Genomic DNA, 22,556 nt, shown 5'->3' with positions numbered 1-22,556 from the left:
AGGGGTGTGATGTTGCAAAGTAAGCGAGCGAAGCAGTTTCAGAGTTTTCTGGATGAACGTGGTCTTGGCCTGAAGGTGGTTGAGCTGCCGGACTCCTCCCGCTCTGCTGCGGAAGCGGCGCAGGCGCTGGGCTGCGCGCAGGAGCAGATCGTCAAATCGCTGGTGTTTCAGAAGCTTGATAGTGAAGAAGCTATTCTGGTGCTGGCAAGCGGGACCAACCGCGTGAATGAAGAGGCAATTTCAGCGTTTGTTGGTGGACCTATCGGGCGGCCTGATGCGAAGTTCGTGAGGAACGTCACCGGCTTCTCCATCGGCGGCATTCCTCCGCTGGGCCATAAACAGCAGCTGACGGTGTACGTGGATGAGGATCTGTTGGGCTTTGATGAAGTGTGGGCAGCTGCGGGCACGCCGAATGCTGTGTTCATGATGCCCGGAAATCTGCCGGACATTGTGGGAGAGCATCAGGTTATCTGCGTGAAGTAACTGGCTACATTCGGTCTTCGATCGGCCAATGAGTGTAAGCGAGGATCCAGAGGAAGATCAGGTTGACCAGGGGAACGAAGGCCAGAATGGTCCAGACCCTTGAAAAGCCGAGTCGGTTCAGGATCCTTGCCAGTGGAACGGCAACAACGAGTATCCAGACAATCATAATGACGACCTGCCAGAGGGCGAAGCCTTCCATCATCATTTCATGATCCATAAAGTGACCTCCTGTCCGTCTGCTTCGGTATCGACTATCCGTTTGATGGTCTCAAAGGTCAAAGAAAATACTTATTGATTACAAATGCTTATGATTAATTCATGGGCATTTTTTAGGGGAAGTGGGAGTGTAATATACTTTCATACTAATAAGTGCTTCAAACAGCAGACATTAGCCGACACGAGATATCTACGAAAAAAGTGGCATACGGGCCGAAGCGCATATGCTCTTTGCAATAGTTTTCATAAGATTCATGATAGTCTATGATTTTCAGTTTGGATTCCGGTCCACTGAACAGAGGTTACATAGCGCAGTCGAAATACTATTCTTAGGTCATAACTGGGGCCATATGCTAAACAGCCATTTGCGAGACGAGTTAACTCTAAGTCTAGATAAATATGACAAATCATTAGATCAAATCAGAAAATGTGCAGCTGCTTATGAGCAGCGATGTGCAGAGCTAATTGTATTGATCTCAAACAGTCCAGACCTAGATAGTGCTGAGCAATATTTTGACAGTCTGTACGATATTCAAAGTCAACTATCTGGTGTTGTTTTTGGACGAAGCATCGAGCTTGGGGCTAAACTTTCTGTGCTCGTTCGGGAGTTTGACCGGTTGCACGACCCATATATCCGAGACTATTGGTACAAGCAGTTCCGAGGCGGAGAAAAGTGGCCAATGCTACCTGAAGGCATACCGCCTCTTAGTTGAAATTTGCGAAGGTTCACTTTGTACGCAAGCCTTGGCTAACATAAAACTCTACTACTCTCCTTGCATAATGAGGAAACGATGAGCACTGCGCTGATTATTATCGACGTTCAAAAACTGCTGTTTGATGTGGAACCTCAGCCGTTTGAACGGACTGAGACGATTACGCGCATCAACAGCCTGAGTGCGAAAGCGCGTAAAGCAGGTGTTCCGGTCATCGTTATTCAGCATGAGCGGGAAAATCATCCGTTGGCTTATGGCGCTGAAGGCTGGAAGCTGCCGGAGGATCTGGTTGTGGCTGAAAGTGATCTTAAGGTGCGCAAAACTGCGCCGGATTCCTTTTACAAAACCAACCTGAAGGATTTGCTGGATGAGTGCGGCATTACGGATCTGACGATCTGTGGGTTTGCCTCAGAGTTTTGCGTGGATACTACGTTCCGCCGTGCGGCTTCTCTTGGCTATAATCTGCGGCTGGTGAGTGATGCGCACACCACGCACGACAAAGACCATGCCACAGGCAAGCAGATCAGAGAGCATCACAACAACACGCTGATCTATCTTGGTGGGTATGAGGGCAGTATTGCTGCTCTGCCAGAAACTGAGGTTGAGTTTGTGCAGGTTGAGACTGCTTAACTCTCGCGATCTGCGATGTAGCGGGCCAACGTCTTCAGGGTGTTGGCCTTTGCACCGTATGGCGCCAGCAGTTCATCTGCTTCGCTGATCAGGCGTGAAAGTTCCTGCCGGGTGTGGCTTTCACCAAGCAGGCTGACGAGGGTTGCCTTGCCAGCTTCAGCATCTTTACCCGTTGCTTTACCAACCACTTCAGCATCGCCGGTCAGGTCCAGCAGGTCATCTGCCAGCTGGAAAGCCAGACCAATGATTTCACCAAAGCGGGTGAGGCGGGCGATGTCATCCTCAGAGGCATTCGCCAGAATTGCGCCTGCGCGGCAGGCATAGCGGATGAGAGCACCAGTTTTCATGGCCTGAAGCTGGCGGATCTCTGCTTCGGTTCTGTCGCGGTGTTCTGAGGCAAGATCAAGCATCTGGCCGCCTGCCATGCCGCCAATGCCAGAAGCACGTGCCAGTTCCTGAGAGAGGCGCAGGCGGATTGCCGCGTCCGGGTGGACCTGCTCATCTGCGATGAAATCAAATGCGATGGTGAGCAGCGCGTCGCCTGCCAGAATTGCGGTGGCTTCATCGAACGCTTTGTGCGTTGTCGGGCGGCCACGGCGCAGATCATCATCATCCATTGCCGGCAGATCATCATGGGCGAGTGAGTAGCAGTGAATGCATTCCAGCGCAGAGGCGGCAACCAGTGTGCCTTCATCCTCATGACCAAACAGGCGGGCTACCTCGACCATAAGAACAGGGCGCAGGCGCTTGCCACCGGACAGGGCTGCGTAGTTCATCGCTTCCAGAAGACGTTTTGGGCGGGCTACTTCCTGAGGAAGGACTTTCTCTCCCAGAAGAGAGGTGAGCTTTTCTTCAAGAGACTGAGCGGTTTCGGTGATGACCGATTTCAAAGCAACAGACACAGAACCCCATCCTAAACGAGCAATAAAGTACAGCAAAATTGAAAGCGCTTACCAACGCGGCAGATATTAATTTGTTCGTTTGTCCTGAAAACTGCCAAAGGTCAAGCAAAATGGCGAGTTTACGTAAGGACTCTGCAGTTTTTCATCCTTTGAATATTGGGGTGAGATTTCCTGCGGAGTTGCTTTGTGACGGTTTTTTTCATTAGGTTAAATCCAAAGTTACCTAAGGTCATATAATAAGAGCCTCGCAACAAGGCGCCCTAAAAAGTCAGCATAAGAGATGATAGGGGAATAGAAATGCGTGCACTCTCGAAGATTTTGTCGAGTTTTGTCCAAAAAGGGCAACTTACAATTTATGACGCAAAGGATCGTAAGTTTGTGTTTGGCAGCGAAGGCAGCGGTCCCGTAGCTGCTTTGCGTTTTCACAGCAAGAAGCTTCCCTATACGCTTCTGATTGATCCTGAACTGAAAGCCGCCGAAGCTTATATGGATGGCTTAATTACCATGGAGCCGGGTCACACTTTGAATGATCTGGTCGCCGTGTTCATGGCGAATGATGGCCTGCTTACAGAGCATCCCATTCAACGAATTCTCACCTTTATGAAAGATGGGCATACACGCCGACGTCTCGGCCTGAACCTGAAGAAGAACAAGGCTCAGGTGCGCCATCACTATGATCTTTCGACCGACCTCTATCGTCTGTTCCTTGATGACGGGCTCAATTATAGCTGTGCTTATTACCGGACGCCGGAAGATACGCTTGAGGAAGCCCAACAGGCCAAGCTGGATCATATTGTTGCCAAGCTGGATCTGAAGCCGGGCATGACTGTGCTGGAAATCGGTGGCGGCTGGGGCTCTCTGGCCATTCGCATGGCGCAAGCTGGCGCGCAGGTGACATCTCTTAATGTTTCTACCGAGCAGATCAAAATTGCTGAAGAACGGGTGAAAGCTGCAGGCCTTGAAGGCAAGGTCGAGTTTGTCTGTCTGGATTACAACGAGTTTGAGGGCGAGTTTGACCGCGTTGTTTCCGTTGGCATGATGGAGCATGTGGGTCACGGCAATCTGGGTGCCTACTTCACCAAGGTCAGAGATTGTCTGAAGCAGGATGGCTATGCGGTCATCCACTCGATTGGTCGCAGTGGGCCTCCGGGTGTGACGGGTCCATTCCTCACCAAGTACATCTTCCCCGGCGGGTATTGTCCAGCACTTTCCGAAACATTTGCAGATATTGAAAAAACGGGCCTTTGGGTTTGTGACAATGAGATCCTGCGGCTTCATTACTATTACACGCTGCGGGATTGGCGTCTGAACTTCGAGCGCAATCGTGACAAGATCAAAGAACTGTATGATGAGCGCTTCTGCAAAATGTGGGAGTTCTATCTGTCAGGTTGCGAAATGAACTTCCTGCATGGTCGGTTGATGGTGTTCCAGCTCATCCTCTCCAAGGAGCGGGATGCTGTGCCGATCATTCGAGACTTCATTGGAGACAATGAGCAGGCGATGATCTCTCATAGGGATGATCGTAGAAAATCTGCTTAAGCTGCGATGCTTTCAAGAGCTGGCCCCGGAAGAAGTTTCGGGGTTTCTTGGGTTGGATCATTGCTCCTGCTGAAATCATTGGCTACTTTCCGCATGTTTTAAATGCATGGGTGAAAGCAGGTCATTGGTGTTTGATGATATTCCATTGCCTTCGCAAAGGCGGCGAGAAGGCATTTTCAACTTTTCCGAACCGGGTAAATCCACGGCCTATGCCATTCTGTTTGCGCTTTTGCTTGGGCAGTTTGCAGCGCATCGGTTTTATCTGCGCAAGCTGGGCAGTGCCGTTGTCATCAACTGCCTGAACATCACGGCTGTCCTGATCCTCATCCCACTTCTGCTGGGGCTGGAGGGGCGTGATCTGATTACAAGCCTCACCACTGGAGAATGGATCGGCTTCGGCGTTGCCATTGGGATGGCAATGATCGCGAACATATGGGTGTTCGTGGATCTGATTGTGCTGATCGTGCTGCTTGTGCGAGAGAGCTTTTAAGGTTGTAAGACCTGATGCTTTTGCTTGGGTAGAAGTTTCAGCTGGTAGATTGATGCCCTAAATATCGAGAGGTGTGTTGATCGATAAGGCGTGCCAGCCTTTGGGTGTGACTGAAGCACAGCTGAGGTGGTCATGAGCGATCGAAGCGCAATCTCGCCTGCCAACAGAGGCTTTTTCTATCTCAAGAATCCGCATAAGTCTGCGGGTATGACAGTATTCCTCTCCCTTTTTCTGGGTGGCTTCGGGCTGCATCGGTTTTATCTGGGCAAGCCGCTCAGCGGCGCTGTGATGCTTATTCTTTCTTTGATTACGCTTGCTTTGATTGCCACTGGCCTCAACCAACTCGAAACACTGGAGCCGAATGGGATGCTAGCGGTTGTCAGCGGGGCTCTGGGATTTGGGATGATTGTGTCTGCCTGGGCGCTGGTTGATCTGCTGATTATTCTGGTGGGTGTGTTCAGTACGCCGTCCGACCATGATGAGGTTCACTAGGGTTTTGGCAAAGAAAAAGCCGAAGCTGGGGGGCTTCGGCTGAGCTCATAGAGCGAGTTTGGTATCGCCCGTCATTCGGGGCACGAACAATCCTGGGAGGGGATCAGACCGGGCGACACACTTAGGAGAGGCGCTTGTGATTATTCAGCTGCTTCCAATTCCAGTTCTGATGCTTCAAGGGCGACTGCAGCAGATTGGATGATTGATGCGAAACGAACAGCTGTTTGAACCATCTCGGCAGTTACTCCGGCTTTGCGCAGGATAGCTTCATGGCTATCAATGCACATGCCACAGCCGTTGATGGCGGAAACAGCAAGCGACCACAATTCAAAATCAACTTTGTCTACGCCAGGCTTACCAATCACGTTCATGCGCAGTTTGGCAGGCATTGTGCCGTACTGGTCATTCGAGGAGAGGTGTACGAAGCGGTAGTAGACGTTGTTCATGCTCATGATTGATACAGCAGCTTTGGCAGCGCTCATCGCTTCTGGGGACAGGTGCGGAGCAGCTTCTGCGATCAGGGCCTTCTTTACGTCGTTGTTGCGGGTGGCGATGGCGCAAGCAACGATCAGGCCGTACTTCTGTTGAGCAGTCAGAGATTCATCAGTTGCCATAGAACCAAGATTCAAACGTACGTCTTTAGCGAAGTCGCCAAGGCGGGATTTCAAGGTATCGATGGACATGATGCTTCTCCTAATGATTTTGGCAATGGGCCACGTGCAAAGTGATGTTTTGACTTATTTGGCGCGTATTCTTTTCCGAAGTCTGTTTTTATGTTTTTCGGGAATACGTTAGAGAAGCCGGAGCCTGCGATTTTTCGCTTTATGTGCTCCGGCCCTGATCCTTCCGGAATTAAGCTGCGATTACGTCGCCGCCTACTTCACGGTTACAAGGGCAGAGTTCGTCGGTCTGCAGAGCGTCGAGAACACGCAGGGTGTCTTTCGGGTTACGGCCAACGTTCAGGTTGGTTGCGTAAACGTGCTGGATGGTGTTCTCGTTGTCGACGATGAAGGTGTAGCGGTAAGCAACGCCTTCTGGAGCGCGAACGCCGAGGCCGTCGATCAGGGAACCGTTGGTGTCAGCGAATGCCCAGATTGGCAGCTTGTCGAGATCTGGATGATCACGGCGCCATGCCAGCTTACAGAATTCGTTGTCGGAGGAACCGCCGAGAACAACTGCGTCACGGTCTTCGAACTCACCAGCGAGGCGAGCGAATTCAGCGATTTCAGTTGGGCAAACGAAAGTGAAGTCTTTTGGGTAGAAGAAGATTACTTTCCACTTACCTTCGAAGCTCTTTTCAGTGATTGCTTCAAATGCGCTTTCGCCGTTTTCTTCGTGGTTGTTGAAACCAGGCTTAACGCCAACTACTTCAAATTCTGGAAGCTTTTCGCCGATACCGAGCATGGTACTCTCCTAAATATGGAATGACGCCAGAGCGCGTCGATTAGTGATTCTCATGAAGACCTAGAAAAACACGTCTTCGTTGGGGTCTTTATGCAACTCTTGATTTGATCGGTCAAAACGATAATAACGAAGAAGTCGATCGATTTTTTCGATGGGCATGCTAAGTTTTCTCGGGATTGGCCGAATTCCGCCAAAACTTAGAGAAATTCTAATCTACAGGCTTTGATCTGTGTCATCTGGTCGCACGATGTTACCCACATTAAAACAGCTTCAGTACTTCAAAACGCTGGCCAAACACCTGTCTTTTTCAAAGGCAGCGGAGGCTTGTTTCATTACGCAATCAACGCTTTCTGCCTCAATCAAGCAGTTGGAAGGCATTCTTGGATGTGAGCTGCTGGATCGCTCCGGGCGCACGCTGGTGCTGACCGAGGCAGGCGAGAGCGTGCTGGAGAAGGCGTCGCTGCTTTTGCGGGATGCGGAGGATCTCGTTCAGGGTGTGCAGGCGCAGAACAAGCCGTTGTGTGGTCGGTTTCGGCTTGGCGTGATCCCGTCGGTTGCTCCGTTCCTGTTGCCGCGGTTTTTGCCTCAGCTGCGGGAGCTCTATCCTGAGTTGCAGTTGTTCCTGCGCGAGGACATCTCCCGCAATCTGATGATTGCTTTGCGGGAAGGGCGTATTGATGCGGCGCTGATGGCACTGCCCTATGACACTACGGGGTTTGAATCTGCGGAGATCGGAAGCGATGCTTTCTATCTGGCTGTGCCGGGTGCGCATCCGCTGGCGGGCCTGCGTGACGTGCTGATGGAAGATCTTGCGAATGAGGTGTTGTTGCTGCTGGAAGATGGCCACTGTTTGCGAAACCATGTGCTTGCCGCAGCGGGAGGACGCATGTTGACCGCGAATGAGGATGTACAAGCCACATCTTTATCAACACTTGTGCAAATGGTGGATAACGGTATTGGCGTCACTTTGGTGCCACGTATTGCAGTAGATGCAGATATCGACCGCGGGACCTCTTTGAAGCTGATCAAGATTGCCGATCCCAAAGCGCGCCGGACGATTGGAATGGTCTGGAGGCGCAAATCTTCTTTTGAAGGAAATGCAAAATTACTTTGCAAGGCTCTGGAACGCTTTATGGTTGAAACTCAAAGAGACGTCTCGGTTCCTCAAGATGTATCGGAGAAGAGTGCTTGAAGAAAGCGCGATCAAAGGAGAAACCAGAGCCATTCAAGCGCAGAATAAAGCGTTGGGCGCTCCGTACTTTAGGAGTGCTGGTGGCTTTGCCAGTGGTGCTGACACTGCTGTATACGGTGGTTCCTCCTTACTCCAGTCTCATGCTGCTTCGTACTGTGACTGGACAGCCCGTTTGGCGTGAATGGGTTCCTCTGGAAGAAATTTCCGTTAATTTACAACGATCTGTGGTTGTGTCAGAGGATGCTACCTTCTGCAAACACGGCGGCGTGGACTGGTCTGCGGTGCGTGGGCAGGTGGGCAAACTGTTTGAGGGCAAACGCCCGCGCGGTGCCAGCACGATCACCATGCAGGTTGCAAAAAACCTGTTTCTCTGGAACGATCGGGATTATGTGCGCAAGGTGCTGGAGGTTCCGCTGGCCATGCTGCTCGACACGGTGTTGTCGAAGCGGCGGGTGCTGGAGATCTATCTTAACGTAGCTGAATGGGGTCCGGGGATTTTTGGAGCAGAAACTGCATCGCGAACTTTCTTTGGGAAAAGTGCTGCAAAACTTTCTGCGACTCAGGCCTCTTTGCTGGCGACAGCGCTTCCGAATCCGATTGCCAGAAATCCCGCAAAACCTAGCTCTGGACATCGCAGGCTGGCCGGTATAAACCGTAGCCGAGCTCAGGTGGCCGGCGATGTACTTAGCTGTATTTCGGCGACGGAGAGGTAGTGCGAAATTATTTTCGTTTTATGACTGGCAAATCCTTCGGTTTGCCTGTATAACCCCCGCCATTCTGACAGATTGTGTATTTCGCACGTTGACGCCGCGCTTGAGTGGCGCGTGCGTATGTGACGAGAGAGAGAGCTACGATGGCTGTTCCTAAGAAAAAGGTTACGCGTATGAAGCGCGGCTTCCGCCGTTCTGCTGACGCTCTGGCACAACCAACATACGTGGAAGACAAGGATTCCGGCGAACTGCGTCGCCCGCACCATGTTGACCTGAAAACTGGTATGTACCGGGGTCGTCAGATCCTTCAGGCTAAAGACGACGTCTAAGACTGAAGCGATCATCGCGATTTAAAGATCAGGCCGTCCCTTGGGGCGGCTTTTTCTTTTTGTGGTGTCTCATCAAATACAAAAAAGGCCGCTCTGTGAAAGGGCGGCCTTTTTGCTTTGGAGTTAGCGTTGGCTTTCAAAGGCCAGTCTTGCGGCGAGGCCTGCAAAGACCGCCCCCAAAACATAGTTTGCCAGAAACTTAAGCTTTCCATTGCCCCCCAGCGTTCGCATCATATGATTTGCGGTGACAATGACTGTTCCATTGATGAAGAAACCGACTGTGTTCAGGACCGTTGCGAGGATCATAATCTGTATCGCGACGTTTCCAGTTTCTGGTTTCACAAATTGAGGGAACAACGCCAGAATAAAGATAACCATCTTCGGATTAAGCAGATTGGTTAGAAGACCCTGACGGAACATTTGAACGGATGATTGCGTCTTACTTTCGAGAGGAGTGCTGGCACTCTCTGGCTTTGCGGTGAATGCTTTCCAGGCAAGAAACAGCAAATAGGCAGCGCCAACGAACCGGACAGTGTCGTAAGCAATGGGAATGGTGAGGAAGAGCTGAGAAAGGCCCAATGCTGCTGCCAGCGCATGGATGTAGGTCCCAGTGGCTATTCCCGCAAAGGTAGCTAGTCCAGCTCGTCTGCCTTGTGCTGCGCTGCGAGAAGCAATCAGCAGCATGTCTGGGCCGGGCGTTGCGGTAAGAGCAAAAGAAGCTGCTGCGAACAGAAGCAGCGTTGAAAGATCTGGCATCGCGAATCCACCCAGTTGGTATGCAAACGAGGGGTCTTATCGGATTTACCTGATTGCAGCAATTATGTTGGAGCTGGTCAGGATGTTTCAAACAAAAAACCGCCCCATGGAGAGGCGGTTTTGTAATTTTCATACTTTGAGAGCGGGAGGGCTCTCCAGCTGCCGTTTTAGCCGTTGGCGACGTATTGGGCGCCGTTGATGGTCATGACGGAGCCGGTGACGAAGGCTGCGGCGGAGGAGGCGAGGTAGCAGACCATGCCTGCGATCTCTTCTGCCTTGCCGAGACGGCCAACCGGGATCTGACCAATAATGCTTTCCAGAACCTTCTCAGGCACAGCTGCCACCATGTCAGTGTCGATGTAGCCTGGGCAGATGCAGTTCACTGTGATGCCCTTGCGCGCGGTTTCCTGCGCCAGTGCTTTGGTGAAGCCGATCACGCCTGCTTTTGCTGCGGAATAGTTGGTCTGGCCGATCTGGCCTTTCTGTCCATTGATGGAAGAAATGTTGATGATGCGGCCTGCGCCACGCTCGCGCATACCATCCAGAACCGGACGGCTCATGGTGAACATGGAGTCCAGATTGGTTTTCATCACTGCGGACCACTGGTCGTAATCCATTTTGTGGAACCAGCCATCACGGGTGATGCCCGCGTTGTTTACAAGAACCTCGACCGGGCCGAGTTCTTCTGTCACCTGAGCAATACCTGCTTCACAGGCTTTAGGGTCCGCTACATCCCATTTGAAAACACTGATGCCGGTTTCTGCGCTGAATTTTTCAGCTGCTTCCGTGTTGCCTGCATAAGTTGCTGCAACTGTGTAACCTGCATCCTTCAACCCTTTGGAAATTGCTGCGCCGATGCCACGCGTTCCTCCGGTTACAATCGCTACCCTGCTCATCGATATACTCCCCGCCTTAGGAATAAAATATTGGAACCCACCTCTACAGGTAATAATAATGACGGAGCAAAGACAACTCCGTCATTAGTTAGGGAATTGACTTGAACTTTACGCAGGGACCATAAAGCTCAATTATTCCAATTGGGTGACATTACTACCAATGTTGAGGTTATTTTCTCTCAACACACAGTGCGATACCCATGCCACCACCAATGCAAAGAGTTGCAAGGCCCTTTTTCTTCTCTTCACGCTTCATTTCGTGTAGCAGAGTAACAAGTACACGTGCGCCGGATGCTCCGATAGGATGACCCAGAGCTATTGCGCCGCCGTTGACGTTGAGCTTGTCTGAGTCGATTCCCAGCTCCTGACCAACTGCCAGTGCCTGTGCAGCGAATGCTTCGTTTGCTTCCACCAGATCCAGGTCTTCAATGGACCAGCCAGCTTTTTCGAGTGCCTTCTTGGAAGCTGGGATTGGGCCGAGACCCATGTATGCAGGATCAACACCAGCGGTTGCCCAGGACTTGATGGTTGCCAGCGGGGTGAGGCCACGCTTTTCAGCTGCTTCTGCGCTCATCAGAACCAGAGCTGCTGCACCATCGTTGATGCCGGATGCGTTTGCTGCTGTTACGGTACCTTCCTTTTTGAATGCCGGACGCAGTTTCTGCATGGATTCAATGTTGGCGCCTACGCGGATATATTCATCATCTTCCACCACACGCTCAGCTCTGCGCTCTTTCACGGTGATTGGAGTGATTTCGTCTTTGAACTTGCCAGCCTTCAGCGCAGCTTCTGCTTTGTTCTGAGATGAAACAGCGAACTCGTCCTGTGCTTCGCGGGTGATCTGGTACTTTTCTGCGATGTTTTCTGCAGTGATACCCATGTGATAGCCTTGGAACGCGTCGATCAGGCCGTCTTTGAGCATGGTGTCGGTCATGGAATAGTCGCCCATTTTCACACCCGCCCGCAGGCTCTGGCAGTGTGGGGACAGGGTCATGTTTTCCTGACCACCTGCAACGATGATGTCTGCATCGCCGGACTGGATCTGCTGCATGCCCATGGCAACTGCGCGCAGGCCTGAGCCACAAACCTGGTTGATAACGATTGCAGTCGAATCATCTGCCATGCCAGCGTTGAGTGCTGCCTGACGAGCCGGGTTCTGACCAAGACCAGACGTGAGCACATGACCGAAGATCACTTCGTTGACGTCGTTTGCTTCCACTTTTGCCTGATCAAGAGCTGACTTGATAACTGCGGTGCCAAGATCCTGAGCAGGGGTGTTGGCGAAGGAACCGTTGAAGGACCCGATTGGGGTACGTGTTGCGCTTACAATTACAACATCATTAGGCGAGGTCATGAGCAATTCTCCAATATTTGTGCAATGCGGGACTTCTTGTTCTCACGCAAATCACCAGGGCGGGCAGCCATGCTGGTGCATTGCAGCATAAGACGTCCTTCGAACTCGTAGAATACCTAATGGGCAGACTATTCAATTTGTAGGGGGTAAAGCCAGATGAATTCGATAAATCCAATTAAGACCATAGTTCACCTATGAAACTGCTGGCGTGAAAGGTGGGATATGGCTTACTCTGCGGCTTACTAGTTAATCCCGTATGTAAAAAATATGGGATAAGGGGGGAGCTGGTTGGAGCAAATTGGGATAGTGTTCCTGATCAGCCGTAATAGCGCATTGAGGTACTCAAATCTGATGGCTAAGACAAGCGAAGCCACTATCATCAAGAAGTACGCCAACAGGCGGCTCTATAATACTGGAACCAGCACTTATGTGACTCTTGAGGATCTGGCGGTGATGGTGAAGGATGAAGAGGACTTCGTCGTCATCGACGCCAAGTCGGGGGATGATATCACTCGTTCCGTGCTGACGCAGATTATCTTTGAGCAGGAAAGCAAGGGCCAGAACCTGCTGCCGATCACTTTCTTGCGGCAGCTGATCCGCTTTTATGGCGACAGTATGCAGAACCTGGTGCCAAGCTATCTGGAATTTTCCATGTCTTCGCTTACTCGTGAGCAGGAGAAGCTGCGCAGTCAGATGAGCCAGAACTTTGGTAGTTCTGCTTTTGAAGTGCTGGAAGATCAGGTGAAGCGCAATGCGGATATGTTTGATCGTGCGATGAAGATGTTTCTGCCGTTTGACGGGACGGCGGGCGCAGAAGGTGCAGCACAGCAGAAGGCTCCTGAACCAGAGACAGCGCCGAAACCGGCTGAACCTCAGCCAAGCAGTGGCGATATCTCTGACCTAAAAGAGCAGCTGGCAGAAATGCAGAAGCAGATTGCAGCTCTTGCAGAGGCCAAAAAAGACGCCTGATCTGCTGATATCATTGCAAGATTACAGAAGCCGGAGGATCCCCTTCGGCTTTTTTAGTAGATCCATGGGAACAGGCGGCAGCGGACATTTTCTGAGTAGGTGGTGTAGCCGTCGACATTTTCGGCGAGGGCTTTTTCTTCATGTCTCATCAAGGGTAGGAAACCGAGGATGACCAGTGGGATGGCCAGCAGGGCGAAGAGCTTTGAGCCCAGTATCATGGAAAGCCCTGCGATGCAGAACATGATGCCGAGATACATGGGGTGGCGGACCAGCGCGTAAGGGCCGCAACTGTCAAAGCATTGCTGTTTGTTGATCTCGATATGAGGTGTGGGCTGTGCGAACGGGCTTTTGCTGAACGTCCAGACGATAAGCGCGACACCACAGAGGAAGAGGAACAGGCCTCTCAGGATTGGCTTCACATCTCCTGTTTGCGGCAAGATCTGCCAGACGTGGGCATCTAAGGCTGCGAGGAAGAAGTAGATGAAGACGGCGCCGAAGAGAATGCCAGTGGCGCGTTTGTCTGCTCTGAGCTTTTTGGTGGGCAGTGTGGTGCGTTCTTTGAACAGCCACGGATTGATGCGAGCGAGCCAAAGGCCGACGCCGACCTGAGCGAAGTAGACCAGCGCCACAATCATCCAGCCACGTGGCCAAGCCAGGGTTGAGCCTGCGAAGGCGATGGATGGGATGATCGCCAGTGCTACGAAGATGGCCAGCACCGCTGAGCTTATTATCAAACGCAGGTACAGATTTCTCTCCAACTTGGTTTGCGTGTGTCGCAACAGTTGCAAGCTTAAGGAGAGAAATCGTCTTTGAGGCGAACTGATTGCTCGGCTGCTGAATACCCGGTTAGTGGGATATTTCTAATTTGCAGAACAAGACTAGTTGATCAGGCCCAGAGTGCGGATGTAGCTGGCAAAAGCTGGTTCTGTGGTGAACTGATACGCTGTGAGGCCAGCTTCGCGGGCGCCTTCCACGTTGTCGAGGCGATCATCCACGAAGAGGCTTTCTTCCGGTTGGAAGCCATACTTTTCGCAAACTGTCAGGTAGATGTTCGGGTCTGGCTTGCGGGTGCCGAATTCTGCTGAAGCGTGGCCACGGTCGCCGAAGATTGGCTCCAGTGCCGGCGCGACTTCGTAGAGCGCGTCTTTCAGCATCATGCCGTTGTTGGTCAGCAGAGCGACTTCGTGGTTCTGCTTGATGGCCTCGACGTGAGAAAGCATATCCGGCCACTCGGTCATCATATCGCGACGGATTTTGACCCACGTTTCACGTGAAATAGGATGGCCCAGAAGCTTTTGATACTGCGAAAGATATTCCTCTGGGGTGTTAGGTGTGCCTGCCTCGGCTGCGTTTTCTTCCGGTCCTTTGAAGACGATGGCGTCAATCTCGTGCGCCGGTTTGCCTGTCATTTGTGAGAGGACGCCGAGGCGGTAAGGGTGATCGTAATCGTAGAGGACATTGTCCATATCAAAAATAACAAAGCGAATGGGCATGGGAACCAACCTGAAAAGAAGTGAACCTAAGAGCGTGGGCAGTTGCCGGGGCAATATAATCCAGCAACTGCGGTAATGTTGTGTCAGCCTGCGTCGGCGGTGAAGCCTGCTGCTTCGATGCCTGCAATGGCTGATGCTTCGTCATTCTCGGAGGTGTCTCCAGTGATGCCAACTGCGCCGAGGATGTCACCTTCAGCATTGCGCACCAGCACGCCGCCCGGGACTGGCACAATGCCGCCACCTGCTACGCCGTTGAGGGCCTGCACAAAGTGAGGGCGGCTCTGGGCGTTTTCGTTGAGCCAACGGGACCCTGCACCAACGGCAACTGCACCGTAGGCTTTGCCCATTGCGATTTGTGGACGCAAAATGGATGAACCATCCTGACGTTCGAGAGCAACCAGATGGCCGCCAGCATCCAGTACAGCGACGGTGAGAGGTTTGAGGCCAAGCTCACTTCCTTTTGTCTGCGCTGCGGAGATGATTGTGCGGGCATGCTCAAGATTGAATTGCGTCATAAGTATTTCCTGATAGTTTTTGCTGAATCACCCTGTTTTAGCAGAGGATGATGATGCGGGGTATTCTTCGTTGGAGGAGCGGAAATACTCTGCCAAAATACAAAGAGGGATTTTTCGTGTTTAGAGATTTTCATGCTCCAGGTCGCTCTGCTGTTTATGCTCCGCATGCAATGGCAGCGACATCCCATCCATTGGCTACCAATGCAGCACTCGAAATTTTAAGGGAGGGCGGTACCGCTGCTGATGCGGCGGTTGCTGCGATGGCTGTTTATGCGGTGGCTGAGCCGCATATGACGGGTATTGGCGGAGATTGCTTTGCCATTGTCGCGCAGCCGGATGGAACGCTGTCGGGCATGAACTCTTCCGGACGTGCTCCTAAAAACGTAAGCGCTGACAAACTGATAGCGGATGGTCTGCTGGATATTGAGCCACATTCTGTCCATGCCATCACCGTCCCTGGCGCTCTGCGTGGCTGGGAGAAGATGCTCAAGGATCATGGCAAGTTTTCCTTTGAGCAAGTGCTTCAGCGGGCCATTGGCTATGCACGTGATGGATATGCCGTCAGCCCACGTGCAGCCTTTGACTGGAAAGAGGCGGTTGATTTTCTCAAGCGTGATGAGGGTGCGACGGAGCTGTTCCTGAAGGATGGCCGTGCCCCTGTTGCTGGTGAGGTGATGCGGAATCCGCAGCTGGCAGAAACGCTGGAAGCTGTTGCCAAAGGTGGTGCCGATGCGTTCTATCATGGGACGATTGCTGAAGAGATTGCAGCGGTTGTCCAGTCCAAGGGCGGATATCTGACAGCTGAAGACCTTGTTGCGCATGAAGCTGTTGATCTGACGCCGGTGACAACGGACTACCGTGGTGTGACGGTTGCTGAGTTGCCGCCGAACGGCCAGGGTATCATCGCGCTTGTTATGCTGGAGTTGATGAAGCGGTTTGACTGGGCTGATCTGGACCCTATGGGGCCAGAGCGCTTCCACCTTCAGATGGAGATTGCCAAGCTTGCTTACTCAGGCCGGGATCGTTTTCTGGCTGATCCGGAGTTCATGGAGCATGATCCGCAGGCCTTCCTTGATCCTGATTACATTGATGGTTTGGCAAAACTCATCCGCACGGATGCTGTCTTGCCTCGTCAGCCAGAAGACGTGCTCTCGCCAAAGTCCGATACGGTTTATCTGAGTGTGGTTGATGAGAATGGTCTGGCCGTTTCCTTCATCAACTCCATCTATCACGGGTTTGGTTCTGGCATTGCTGCGCCAAAGTCTGGCGTGCTGCTTCAAAACCGTGGGGCGTGTTTCACGTTGGAAGCGGACCATCCTAACCAGATTGCTGGCGGCAAGCGGCCAATGCACACCATCATTCCGGCCATGGCGCTAAAAGATGGACTGCCTTACATGAGCTTTGGTGTGATGGGGGGCGGCTATCAGCCATGCGGTCATGTGCACGTGCTTTCCAACCATCTGGACTACGGTATGAACATGCAGGAAGCGATTGATTGTCCGCGTATGTTCATCGACGAGAAGTCCCTGTCATTGCAGGCAGAAACCAGTGTTCCGACAGAAACTGTCGAAGCCCTGAAAGCGCTGGGTCATGAGGTGGCTATTGTAGCTTCTCCAATCGGCGGCGGTCAGGCTATCATGTTCGACCGCGCTAACGGCGGCGGTCTGATTGGTGGCTCGGATCCCCGCAAAGACGGCTGTGCACTGGGCTATTAAGCGCTGGTGTTTGATTGGGGGTAGGCAGTAATGGCACCCTGTGGTGTCATCCCGGGCGGAGCGTAGCGTAGACCCGGGACCCATACCCCTGGTATCAGTGATTGGCTGAGGCCTTAGTGAACTAGCAAGGCAAGAGGGTATGGGTCCCGGCTCGGGGGCCGGGATGACACCGTGGGGCAAGTTCCGGGTTGCAAAAAAACTTATCCCCCTCTCTCGAAACCATGCCCATACTAATCGTATGCCTACGTAACGGGCTACTGGCGGAGCGACCGTCAGTGTGTCGTAGGCTGGGCGGGGCTATCGGAAGAGGTAACGCAGCTTTCGGTGGTCCGGTGAACCGAACTTCAAACGTGGCCGCATGGTTTGAGGGGAAGGGCCCAGGAATATAGGGTATCACGCGGTGACGGACGCTGATGTACCTGCAGGGACAACCTGCTTTTACTGATGTGTCTGTCAAAGACGGAGGAACTGTTTGGGCAGGGAAACCTGACTGGATAAGCCACCATCTTTCCGGGAAACCGGCTATCGTGCCTTATAGGCAAAAGAGGCGACGTTGTTCATCCCAAGAAAGCCCGGGCAAGGCGTGTAGCCAATGCCGAAGACTCATTACTAACAAACAGCGCAGGTATTGTCTGCCGCCTTGCTCATCCCGACTAACGGGAACTCTAGCTCCACCACTGCATGGGATGTCATGTGGTGCTGTTGGTGTTTGTGAAGAGGTGTCAGCTTACGCGTTGTATTCGATGATGCGGCCTTCGCCGATGAGGCGGGGGGCTTTTTCGGTGGTGGTGTAGCTGATGGCGCCTTCTTGGGGTTCTACGCGGCGGCGTTCGCGCAGGTGGGCGGCGTTTTCCTTGATACCGATGAGGTGGGCGAGGAACGCGGAGTTGCAGCGGAAGACGTTGATGCGCTTTGGCAGATCGTAGAACTGTGCGTCGTTATCGTGGGGCGTGTGTGTGCTGGTAACATCTTCGGCGGTTTGCAGCTCTTTGCCTGCTTTGCCGTAGGTGTTTCGTCTTGAGACGCTTTCTGCCCGCTGCTCGGTGATTTTGGCGTGACGGCGGGAACCGATGTCGCGATAGCGACGATCAGCGTCTGTTCCAGTGTTAATCGCTTTTCCAGTGCGGGTGACACGCATGACTTTACTCCCCCGACTGTCTCAAAATGAGACGAATGCCGTTTCCTGACATTCACATCGCAAGGCGCGTGCCAACGTTTAAGTTTTTATTAGGATTTTAATTATCTGGCTGCAGATAAACGGGTGAGGAGGGCTGAAAGCTTTATAACAGCAGTGGGTTATAGTTGATCGACCTGATCTTCAGGTCCGCTCACCAGAAGGGTCACACCGTCTTCTGTGAAAGTGCGTTCGAGGATTTCCAGCTGTAGCAGAATGACCTGGCGTTCCAGTTCGGCACTGCTGGCAAAGCTTGCGGAGACTGAGCGGGTTTTGGTGCGCAGCCATGGCACAAGTTCAGCTTCCTGAATGGCGAGGTTTGCGGCGCCGGAGTAGGCCCGTGCCAGACCGCCGGTGCCCAACTTGGTACCGCCGAAGTAGCGCACGATGATGACGCCTACATCTACCAGATCTGCGCCGATGAGAGTTTTCAGCGTCGGCATGCCGGAGGTACCGGCAGGTTCGCCATCGTCTTTGCCGCCTTCATCAATGCGGCCTTCGGGAAGCATGCGGCGGAAGGCGGTGACGTGGTGATTGGCTTTTTTGTGCTCATCCCGTAGCTGCGCGAGGCGCTCAGCAAAGTCAGCATGCGGAAGCAGAAAGGCGAGGAAGCGAGACTTCTTCTCCTCCAGCTCTGCATAAAACTCGCGCTCTACGGTGAAGAGAGGCATGGATCTTATGCCTCTTCCGTCTGTGTGGCTCTGAAGTGCTTGGAGAGCTTGAGAGCTTGGCCCTGATAGTTGGAGCCGATGCCTTCACCATAGAGGGTTTCCGGCACTTCCTGCATGTGTTCATAGACGAGACGGCCAACGGTCTGGCCATGTTCGACGATGAAAGGCACGTCGTGGGAGCGGACTTCCAGAACGGCGCGAGAGCCGGTGCCGCCTACGGTGGAGTGACCAAAGCCGGGATCGAAGAAGCCTGCGTAGTGGACGCGGAACTCGCCGACGAGTGGATCAAACGGCACCATCTCCGCAGCGTAGTTTGGCGGGACGTGAACAGCTTCCTGCGAGACGAGGATGTAGAACTCGTTTGGATCAAGGATCAGCGTTGCGTCACCGCGATTGTAGATTGGCTCCCAGAAGTCTGCCGGGTCCTGTGCGTCCTTGCGGTCGACATCGATCACGCCGGTGTGGCGTTTGGCGCGGTAGCCGATGAGGCTGTCTTTGCCGTTGCCTTTCAGGTCGATGGAGACCTGAACGCCGTTGCTGATGGCGTGCTCATCATTGCCGCCGGAGACAAGGGTGTGCTCCTTGTGGATGTGCAGCAGGTGCTCATCCGGAATGAAGCCACCGCCATTGCGGAAGCGGATCTGGCACAACCGGGAGCCTTCGCGGACCAGAACCGGGAAGGTCTTTGGCGAAATCTCTGCGTAGAGCGGGCCGTTGTATCCTGCCTCAACGCGGTCGAAGGCTTTGCCTTGATCGGTGATGACACGTGTGAAGACGTCGATGCGGCCCGTGGAACTCTTTGGGTTTGCTGTAGCCGACAGGTCGTCTGGCAGGTTGAGAGCTTCCTGAAGCTGGACGATGTAAACGCAGTTGGTTTCTAGCACGGCGCTTTTGCTGAGGTCGATTTCGTGCAGGATCAGCTTGTCCAGCTTCTCTTCAACCCTGGCATCCGGGCCGGGCAGGAAGGAGGCACGGACACGCCATGCTTTTGCGCCCAATCGCAGGTCGAGGCTTGCTGGCTGAATCTGGTCCCCGTCAGGCGCTCTGTCTGCTTTAATTGCATTGTTGGCAAACATAGCTTCAATCGCTTTTGCCGGAAGAATGCCTGTCATTGTTGGTCCCGCCCCACTCGTACTCAAATCGTTCTGACACTGATTAACGTAAGTTTGATCCTACGCCAAGTCTGCAACCAGAGCTGATTGATTGACCCTATGGAATTTTCGCGGTAAAACCGCTGCCTATTCCGTGGTGATTTGGTCGACCGGCTTGCAACCACGTTAAACAAGTAGCTAAAGGGTCGGGTTCTTGTATAGACCTCGGCCCGCGCCGGGGTTTTTTAATGAAGGGGTAGAGCAATATCTCTTCGGGCAGGAATGAGCGATGACAGACGCAAAGAACTGGAAGCCAGCAACTCGGCTTGTTCATGGAGGCACAACGCGCTCCAGCTTTGGTGAAACATCCGAAGCTATCTTCCTTACACAAGGGTATGTTTACGACAGCTCAGAAGCGGCAGAAGCACGCTTTCTTGGCGAAAATCCGGGCTATATCTATTCCCGGTATGCAAACCCGACTGTTGGAATGTTCGAGCAGCGAATGTGCGAGCTGGAAGGCGCTGAGGCTGCTCGCGGCACTGCTTCCGGTATGGCGGCTGTTAATTCTGCGATCATGGCCTGCGTGAAAGCTGGCGATCACGTGATTGCACCAAAGGCGCTGTTTGGCTCCTGCCGCTACATCATCGAAAAGCTGCTGCCTCGCTACGGTGTAGAATCCACACTGATTGATGGCACCGACATTGAGCAATGGAAAGCTGCGGTTCGTCCAAACACGACAGCAGCGTTTCTTGAGAGCCCAACCAACCCGACGCTTGAAGTGATCGATATTCCAGCTGTGGCGGATATTGTTCACGAAGCGGGTGGACGGCTTATTGTAGACAACGTGTTCGCGACTGCTATCTGGCAGAGCCCATTGGAGTTGGGCGCGGATGTGGTGATCTATTCTGCGACCAAGCACATTGATGGCCAAGGACGATGTCTGGGTGGTATCGTGCTTTCTGATGAGAAGTGGATCGTGGAAGAATTCCATGACCCGTTCAAGCATACCGGTCCTGCAATGAGCCCGTTCAATGCATGGGTTTTGCTGAAAGGTCTGGAGACGCTGTCTCTGCGCGTGGAGCGTCAGACTGCGACAGCCGGTAAACTGGCGGAGTTCCTTGCGGATCATTCCGCGGTGTCTCGTCTGATCTATCCGGGCCGTGCGGATCACCCGCAGGCAGATATTGTGGCGAAGCAGATGCGTGGTGGGTCCACCATGCTGGCGTTTGATCTGGCAGGCGGTAAGGAGGCTGCGTTCAAGTTCTCCAACGCGCTGGATATTGTCAGCCTTTCCAACAACCTGGGTGATGCGAAGAGCCTGATTACCCATCCGGCAACCACAACGCACCAGAGTGTAGCGGAAGATGCGCGCCTGGAGCTGGGCATTACAGACAAGACGCTTCGTCTTTCTGTTGGTCTGGAAGATCCAGATGATCTGCTGGAAGATGTTGCTCGTGCGCTGGAAAGCTTAAAGGGCTAACAGACCGCTTAAGAGCAAATTTTGCTTCTGAACTTAGAAAGGGCGCCTGAACTGGTGCCCTTTTTTGCTTTTGGTGTTTGGGTGCTGTGCCTCTGCCTGCGAGAGAACCATGCTCAACTCCGTTGTCGTGTTTGTTGTCATGCTGCTTGGAATGCTGGTGCTGTTCTCGTATCGCGTTCGGGTCTCGGAGAAATGGCAGGCAACCGTCACACCGCTGGCTTCGATTATCGGGAGTGGTTTTTTGGTCTCTGTGCCGATTATCGCCAAGGAGATTGGACACTGGGCGATTATCGGCATCAGCGGGCTTATTCTGGCGGCGTACTGCGTGGGAGCGGTGATCCGGTTCAACATTCTGTATACCGAGCAGATTGTGGAGCAGCAGCAACAGGAAGGGCGTATTCGACTGACCACGTCTCTGGAGAAGCTTTCACAGCTAACTCTGGCGTTCGCCTATTTCATCTCGATTGCCTACTACCTTGTGCTGCTTGGGAACTTTCTGCTCAAGGGCTTTGGGTATGAACATCGGGAGATAGCCAACTGGATCGGGACTGTGCTGACGGTCTTCATCGGGCTGGTGGGCTTCTCCGGTGGTTTGCATCTGGTGGAGCGGGTGGAGAAATATGCGGTTTCTCTGAACCTGACGGTGATCTTCGGTCTGCTGGTGGGGCTGCTGTTTTACAATGGTGAGCTTGCTTTCAGTGGAGAATGGGAAGTGAAGGATGGTCTGAAGTCTGTTGGGCTGGAGAAGATTCAGATTATGCTGGGGCTGCTGATTGTGGTGCAAGGGTTTGAGACCTCGAAGTTCATCGGTGATGAGTACTCACCCAAGATGCGTGCTGAAACGATGAGGAATGCGCAGCTGTACTCCGCCGTGATTTACCTCTGCTTCTTTGCGCTGCTGACTGTGCTGTTTCCGCTGCTGAAGAATGATGAGAGTGTTTCTGGCATCATCACGTTGGTGGGGCATGTGGCGATTGTGTTGCCGTTGCTGCTGACACTGGGAGCGGTTGCCAGCCAGTTTGGAGCTTCTGTTGCGGATTCCATTGGCTCAGCTGGATTGCTGGAGGATGTAACCAACAGGCGGGTGAAGATAAGACATGCCTATCCGTTTATCACCTTCGTATCTGTTACCCTCATCTGGAGTACTGATATTCTGCATATCATCACTCTGTCTTCCAGAGCCTTTGCGTTGTTCTATATGCTTCAATGCTGTGTGGCTCTGACAGCGCTTTGGCAACTGAAAGGGATGCGAAACCGGGTAGGGATGTTCTGGTTTACAGGTGCAACAGGTTTGTTGTGCGCTCTGGTGGTTCTCTTCGGTATTCCGTCTGGAGCTTGAAGA

At 52.9% G+C, this 22,556-nt stretch carries 25 protein-coding genes and 1 riboswitch; of the genes, 12 read left to right on the top strand and 13 right to left on the bottom strand.

Translation table 11 applies throughout. From position 1 onward, the window contains the following. Positions 1–9 precede the first annotated feature (9 nt). On the top strand, positions 10–483 hold the full coding sequence (locus tag PSE_RS00915) for a YbaK/EbsC family protein (protein WP_014283156.1): 474 nt from the start codon (positions 10–12) through the stop codon (positions 481–483). Positions 484–487: 4 nt separating this feature from the next. Here the strand turns inward: PSE_RS00915 and PSE_RS00910 are convergent, their stop codons facing one another. After that, positions 488–700, bottom strand: a complete 213-nt coding sequence (locus PSE_RS00910; RefSeq protein ID WP_014283155.1) for a hypothetical protein — start codon at positions 698–700, stop codon at positions 488–490. A gap of 790 nt (positions 701–1,490) precedes the next feature. On the opposite strand from PSE_RS00910, the gene PSE_RS00900 reads away from it, so the two are divergent. Further along, a complete protein-coding gene (locus PSE_RS00900) occupies positions 1,491–2,042 on the top strand; it encodes a cysteine hydrolase family protein (RefSeq protein WP_014283154.1) in 552 nt (183 codons plus the stop codon). Here PSE_RS00900 and PSE_RS00895 read toward each other — a convergent pair. Further along, positions 2,039–2,944, bottom strand: coding sequence for a polyprenyl synthetase family protein (locus tag PSE_RS00895; protein WP_014283153.1), 906 nt, complete (start codon positions 2,942–2,944; stop codon positions 2,039–2,041). The genes PSE_RS00900 and PSE_RS00895 overlap by 4 nt on opposite strands. Positions 2,945–3,241: 297 nt before the next feature. Between PSE_RS00895 and PSE_RS00890 the strand changes: the two genes are divergently transcribed. From PSE_RS00890 to PSE_RS00880, 3 genes are all read left to right on the top strand, one after another. Continuing rightward, positions 3,242–4,483, top strand: coding sequence for a cyclopropane-fatty-acyl-phospholipid synthase family protein (locus tag PSE_RS00890; RefSeq protein WP_041767771.1), 1,242 nt, complete (start codon positions 3,242–3,244; stop codon positions 4,481–4,483). Positions 4,484–4,610: 127 nt separating this feature from the next. Beyond that, positions 4,611–4,973 (top strand): NINE protein, encoded by a 363-nt coding sequence (locus PSE_RS00885; protein WP_148266067.1) that lies wholly within the window; start codon positions 4,611–4,613, stop codon positions 4,971–4,973. Between the two features lie 132 nt (positions 4,974–5,105). Continuing rightward, the gene (locus tag PSE_RS00880; protein WP_041767770.1) at positions 5,106–5,465 is read left to right on the top strand and encodes a TM2 domain-containing protein; all 360 of its coding nucleotides are present in this window, start codon (positions 5,106–5,108) and stop codon (positions 5,463–5,465) included. A gap of 140 nt (positions 5,466–5,605) precedes the next feature. Here the strand turns inward: PSE_RS00880 and PSE_RS00875 are convergent, their stop codons facing one another. Together PSE_RS00875 and PSE_RS00870 are read right to left on the bottom strand one after the other, a co-directional pair. Next, positions 5,606–6,148: a carboxymuconolactone decarboxylase family protein gene (locus PSE_RS00875; protein ID WP_014283149.1), complete on the bottom strand. Its 543-nt coding sequence runs from the start codon at positions 6,146–6,148 to the stop codon at positions 5,606–5,608. Positions 6,149–6,317: 169 nt separating this feature from the next. Beyond that, positions 6,318–6,869: a peroxiredoxin gene (locus PSE_RS00870; protein WP_014283148.1), complete on the bottom strand. Its 552-nt coding sequence runs from the start codon at positions 6,867–6,869 to the stop codon at positions 6,318–6,320. Between the two features lie 247 nt (positions 6,870–7,116). Here PSE_RS00870 and PSE_RS00865 point away from each other — a divergent pair, with 247 nt between their 5' ends. The 3 genes from PSE_RS00865 (at position 7,117) to rpmF (ending at position 9,100) form a co-directional block, all read left to right on the top strand. Next, positions 7,117–8,061, top strand: coding sequence for a hydrogen peroxide-inducible genes activator (locus PSE_RS00865; protein WP_014283147.1), 945 nt, complete (start codon positions 7,117–7,119; stop codon positions 8,059–8,061). Beyond that, positions 8,058–8,774, top strand: a complete 717-nt coding sequence (gene mtgA, locus PSE_RS00860) for a monofunctional biosynthetic peptidoglycan transglycosylase (RefSeq protein WP_014283146.1) — start codon at positions 8,058–8,060, stop codon at positions 8,772–8,774. Before PSE_RS00865 ends, mtgA begins: the two co-directional genes overlap by 4 nt. A gap of 140 nt (positions 8,775–8,914) precedes the next feature. Further along, positions 8,915–9,100 (top strand): 50S ribosomal protein L32, encoded by a 186-nt coding sequence (gene rpmF / locus PSE_RS00855; protein ID WP_008550278.1) that lies wholly within the window; start codon positions 8,915–8,917, stop codon positions 9,098–9,100. 123 nt (positions 9,101–9,223) lie between these two features. Here the strand turns inward: rpmF and PSE_RS00850 are convergent, their stop codons facing one another. The 3 genes from PSE_RS00850 to PSE_RS00840 all read right to left on the bottom strand — a co-directional run bounded on the left by PSE_RS00850 (position 9,224) and on the right by PSE_RS00840 (position 12,106). Continuing rightward, positions 9,224–9,856: a LysE family translocator gene (locus PSE_RS00850; RefSeq protein WP_014283145.1), complete on the bottom strand. Its 633-nt coding sequence runs from the start codon at positions 9,854–9,856 to the stop codon at positions 9,224–9,226. A gap of 167 nt (positions 9,857–10,023) precedes the next feature. After that, positions 10,024–10,752 (bottom strand): acetoacetyl-CoA reductase, encoded by a 729-nt coding sequence (phbB, locus tag PSE_RS00845; protein ID WP_008550593.1) that lies wholly within the window; start codon positions 10,750–10,752, stop codon positions 10,024–10,026. A 169-nt stretch (positions 10,753–10,921) separates the two neighbouring features. Continuing rightward, positions 10,922–12,106 carry an acetyl-CoA C-acetyltransferase gene (locus PSE_RS00840; protein WP_008550599.1) on the bottom strand — a complete coding sequence of 395 codons (1,185 nt, stop codon included), beginning with the start codon at positions 12,104–12,106 and terminating at the stop codon, positions 10,922–10,924. Between the two features lie 351 nt (positions 12,107–12,457). On the opposite strand from PSE_RS00840, the gene phaR reads away from it, so the two are divergent. After that, on the top strand, positions 12,458–13,075 hold the full coding sequence (gene phaR / locus PSE_RS00835) for a polyhydroxyalkanoate synthesis repressor PhaR (protein WP_193384384.1): 618 nt from the start codon (positions 12,458–12,460) through the stop codon (positions 13,073–13,075). Between the two features lie 53 nt (positions 13,076–13,128). On the opposite strand, the gene PSE_RS00830 is transcribed toward phaR, so the two are convergent. The 3 genes from PSE_RS00830 to PSE_RS00820 form a co-directional block, all read right to left on the bottom strand. Then, positions 13,129–13,833, bottom strand: coding sequence for an isoprenylcysteine carboxylmethyltransferase family protein (locus tag PSE_RS00830; protein ID WP_208998058.1), 705 nt, complete (start codon positions 13,831–13,833; stop codon positions 13,129–13,131). A gap of 120 nt (positions 13,834–13,953) precedes the next feature. Then, positions 13,954–14,568 carry an HAD family phosphatase gene (locus PSE_RS00825; RefSeq protein ID WP_014283142.1) on the bottom strand — a complete coding sequence of 205 codons (615 nt, stop codon included), beginning with the start codon at positions 14,566–14,568 and terminating at the stop codon, positions 13,954–13,956. An 83-nt stretch (positions 14,569–14,651) separates the two neighbouring features. Then, positions 14,652–15,083, bottom strand: coding sequence for a heme-binding protein (locus tag PSE_RS00820; protein ID WP_008550174.1), 432 nt, complete (start codon positions 15,081–15,083; stop codon positions 14,652–14,654). A gap of 47 nt (positions 15,084–15,130) precedes the next feature. Here PSE_RS00820 and ggt point away from each other — a divergent pair, with 47 nt between their 5' ends. Continuing rightward, a complete protein-coding gene (ggt, locus tag PSE_RS00815) occupies positions 15,131–16,798 on the top strand; it encodes a gamma-glutamyltransferase (protein ID WP_014283141.1) in 1,668 nt (555 codons plus the stop codon). A 727-nt stretch (positions 16,799–17,525) separates the two neighbouring features. On the opposite strand, the gene PSE_RS00810 is transcribed toward ggt, so the two are convergent. The 3 genes from PSE_RS00810 to PSE_RS00800 form a co-directional block, all read right to left on the bottom strand. Continuing rightward, positions 17,526–17,936: a hypothetical protein gene (locus PSE_RS00810; protein WP_014283140.1), complete on the bottom strand. Its 411-nt coding sequence runs from the start codon at positions 17,934–17,936 to the stop codon at positions 17,526–17,528. A gap of 158 nt (positions 17,937–18,094) precedes the next feature. Further along, positions 18,095–18,643 carry a YigZ family protein gene (locus PSE_RS00805; protein ID WP_014283139.1) on the bottom strand — a complete coding sequence of 183 codons (549 nt, stop codon included), beginning with the start codon at positions 18,641–18,643 and terminating at the stop codon, positions 18,095–18,097. 5 nt (positions 18,644–18,648) lie between these two features. Then, positions 18,649–19,755: a 2'-deoxycytidine 5'-triphosphate deaminase gene (locus tag PSE_RS00800; RefSeq protein ID WP_014283138.1), complete on the bottom strand. Its 1,107-nt coding sequence runs from the start codon at positions 19,753–19,755 to the stop codon at positions 18,649–18,651. A gap of 123 nt (positions 19,756–19,878) precedes the next feature. Further along, positions 19,879–19,956, top strand: a riboswitch (SAM riboswitch). 67 nt (positions 19,957–20,023) lie between these two features. On the opposite strand from PSE_RS00800, the gene PSE_RS00795 reads away from it, so the two are divergent. Beyond that, complete coding sequence (locus PSE_RS00795) at positions 20,024–21,214, top strand: O-succinylhomoserine sulfhydrylase (protein WP_014283137.1); 1,191 nt, start codon at positions 20,024–20,026, stop codon at positions 21,212–21,214. Positions 21,215–21,323: 109 nt separating this feature from the next. Continuing rightward, on the top strand, positions 21,324–22,553 hold the full coding sequence (locus tag PSE_RS00790; RefSeq protein WP_014283136.1) for a hypothetical protein: 1,230 nt from the start codon (positions 21,324–21,326) through the stop codon (positions 22,551–22,553). The last annotated feature ends 3 nt before the right edge of the window (positions 22,554–22,556 follow it).

Origin of the sequence: Pseudovibrio sp. FO-BEG1 (genome assembly GCF_000236645.1) — a bacterium.
In the GTDB taxonomy this organism is placed as follows: Bacteria; Pseudomonadota; Alphaproteobacteria; order Rhizobiales; family Stappiaceae; genus Pseudovibrio.
Note: the sequence above shows the minus strand (reverse complement) of the source record. Positions and strands in the feature narration are given on the sequence as shown.

Excerpts from the sequence above, each read along its gene's own strand:
- PSE_RS00915 (WP_014283156.1), top strand. The coding sequence starts at position 10 with ATGTTGCAAAGTAAGCGAGCGAAGCAGTTTCAGAGTTTTCTGGATGAA.
- PSE_RS00910 (WP_014283155.1), bottom strand. The coding sequence starts at position 700 with ATGGATCATGAAATGATGATGGAAGGCTTCGCCCTCTGGCAGGTCGTC.
- PSE_RS00900 (WP_014283154.1), top strand. The coding sequence starts at position 1,491 with ATGAGCACTGCGCTGATTATTATCGACGTTCAAAAACTGCTGTTTGAT.
- PSE_RS00890 (WP_041767771.1), top strand. The coding sequence starts at position 3,242 with ATGCGTGCACTCTCGAAGATTTTGTCGAGTTTTGTCCAAAAAGGGCAA.
- PSE_RS00880 (WP_041767770.1), top strand. The coding sequence starts at position 5,106 with ATGAGCGATCGAAGCGCAATCTCGCCTGCCAACAGAGGCTTTTTCTAT.
- PSE_RS00875 (WP_014283149.1), bottom strand. The coding sequence starts at position 6,148 with ATGTCCATCGATACCTTGAAATCCCGCCTTGGCGACTTCGCTAAAGAC.
- PSE_RS00870 (WP_014283148.1), bottom strand. The coding sequence starts at position 6,869 with ATGCTCGGTATCGGCGAAAAGCTTCCAGAATTTGAAGTAGTTGGCGTT.
- PSE_RS00865 (WP_014283147.1), top strand. The coding sequence starts at position 7,117 with ATGTTACCCACATTAAAACAGCTTCAGTACTTCAAAACGCTGGCCAAA.
- rpmF (WP_008550278.1), top strand. The coding sequence starts at position 8,915 with ATGGCTGTTCCTAAGAAAAAGGTTACGCGTATGAAGCGCGGCTTCCGC.
- PSE_RS00850 (WP_014283145.1), bottom strand. The coding sequence starts at position 9,856 with ATGCCAGATCTTTCAACGCTGCTTCTGTTCGCAGCAGCTTCTTTTGCT.
- phbB (WP_008550593.1), bottom strand. The coding sequence starts at position 10,752 with ATGAGCAGGGTAGCGATTGTAACCGGAGGAACGCGTGGCATCGGCGCA.
- PSE_RS00840 (WP_008550599.1), bottom strand. The coding sequence starts at position 12,106 with ATGACCTCGCCTAATGATGTTGTAATTGTAAGCGCAACACGTACCCCA.
- phaR (WP_193384384.1), top strand. The coding sequence starts at position 12,458 with ATGGCTAAGACAAGCGAAGCCACTATCATCAAGAAGTACGCCAACAGG.
- PSE_RS00825 (WP_014283142.1), bottom strand. The coding sequence starts at position 14,568 with ATGCCCATTCGCTTTGTTATTTTTGATATGGACAATGTCCTCTACGAT.
- PSE_RS00820 (WP_008550174.1), bottom strand. The coding sequence starts at position 15,083 with ATGACGCAATTCAATCTTGAGCATGCCCGCACAATCATCTCCGCAGCG.
- ggt (WP_014283141.1), top strand. The coding sequence starts at position 15,131 with ATGATGATGCGGGGTATTCTTCGTTGGAGGAGCGGAAATACTCTGCCA.
- PSE_RS00810 (WP_014283140.1), bottom strand. The coding sequence starts at position 17,936 with ATGCGTGTCACCCGCACTGGAAAAGCGATTAACACTGGAACAGACGCT.
- PSE_RS00805 (WP_014283139.1), bottom strand. The coding sequence starts at position 18,643 with ATGCCTCTCTTCACCGTAGAGCGCGAGTTTTATGCAGAGCTGGAGGAG.
- PSE_RS00800 (WP_014283138.1), bottom strand. The coding sequence starts at position 19,755 with ATGACAGGCATTCTTCCGGCAAAAGCGATTGAAGCTATGTTTGCCAAC.
- PSE_RS00795 (WP_014283137.1), top strand. The coding sequence starts at position 20,024 with ATGACAGACGCAAAGAACTGGAAGCCAGCAACTCGGCTTGTTCATGGA.
- PSE_RS00790 (WP_014283136.1), top strand. The coding sequence starts at position 21,324 with ATGCTCAACTCCGTTGTCGTGTTTGTTGTCATGCTGCTTGGAATGCTG.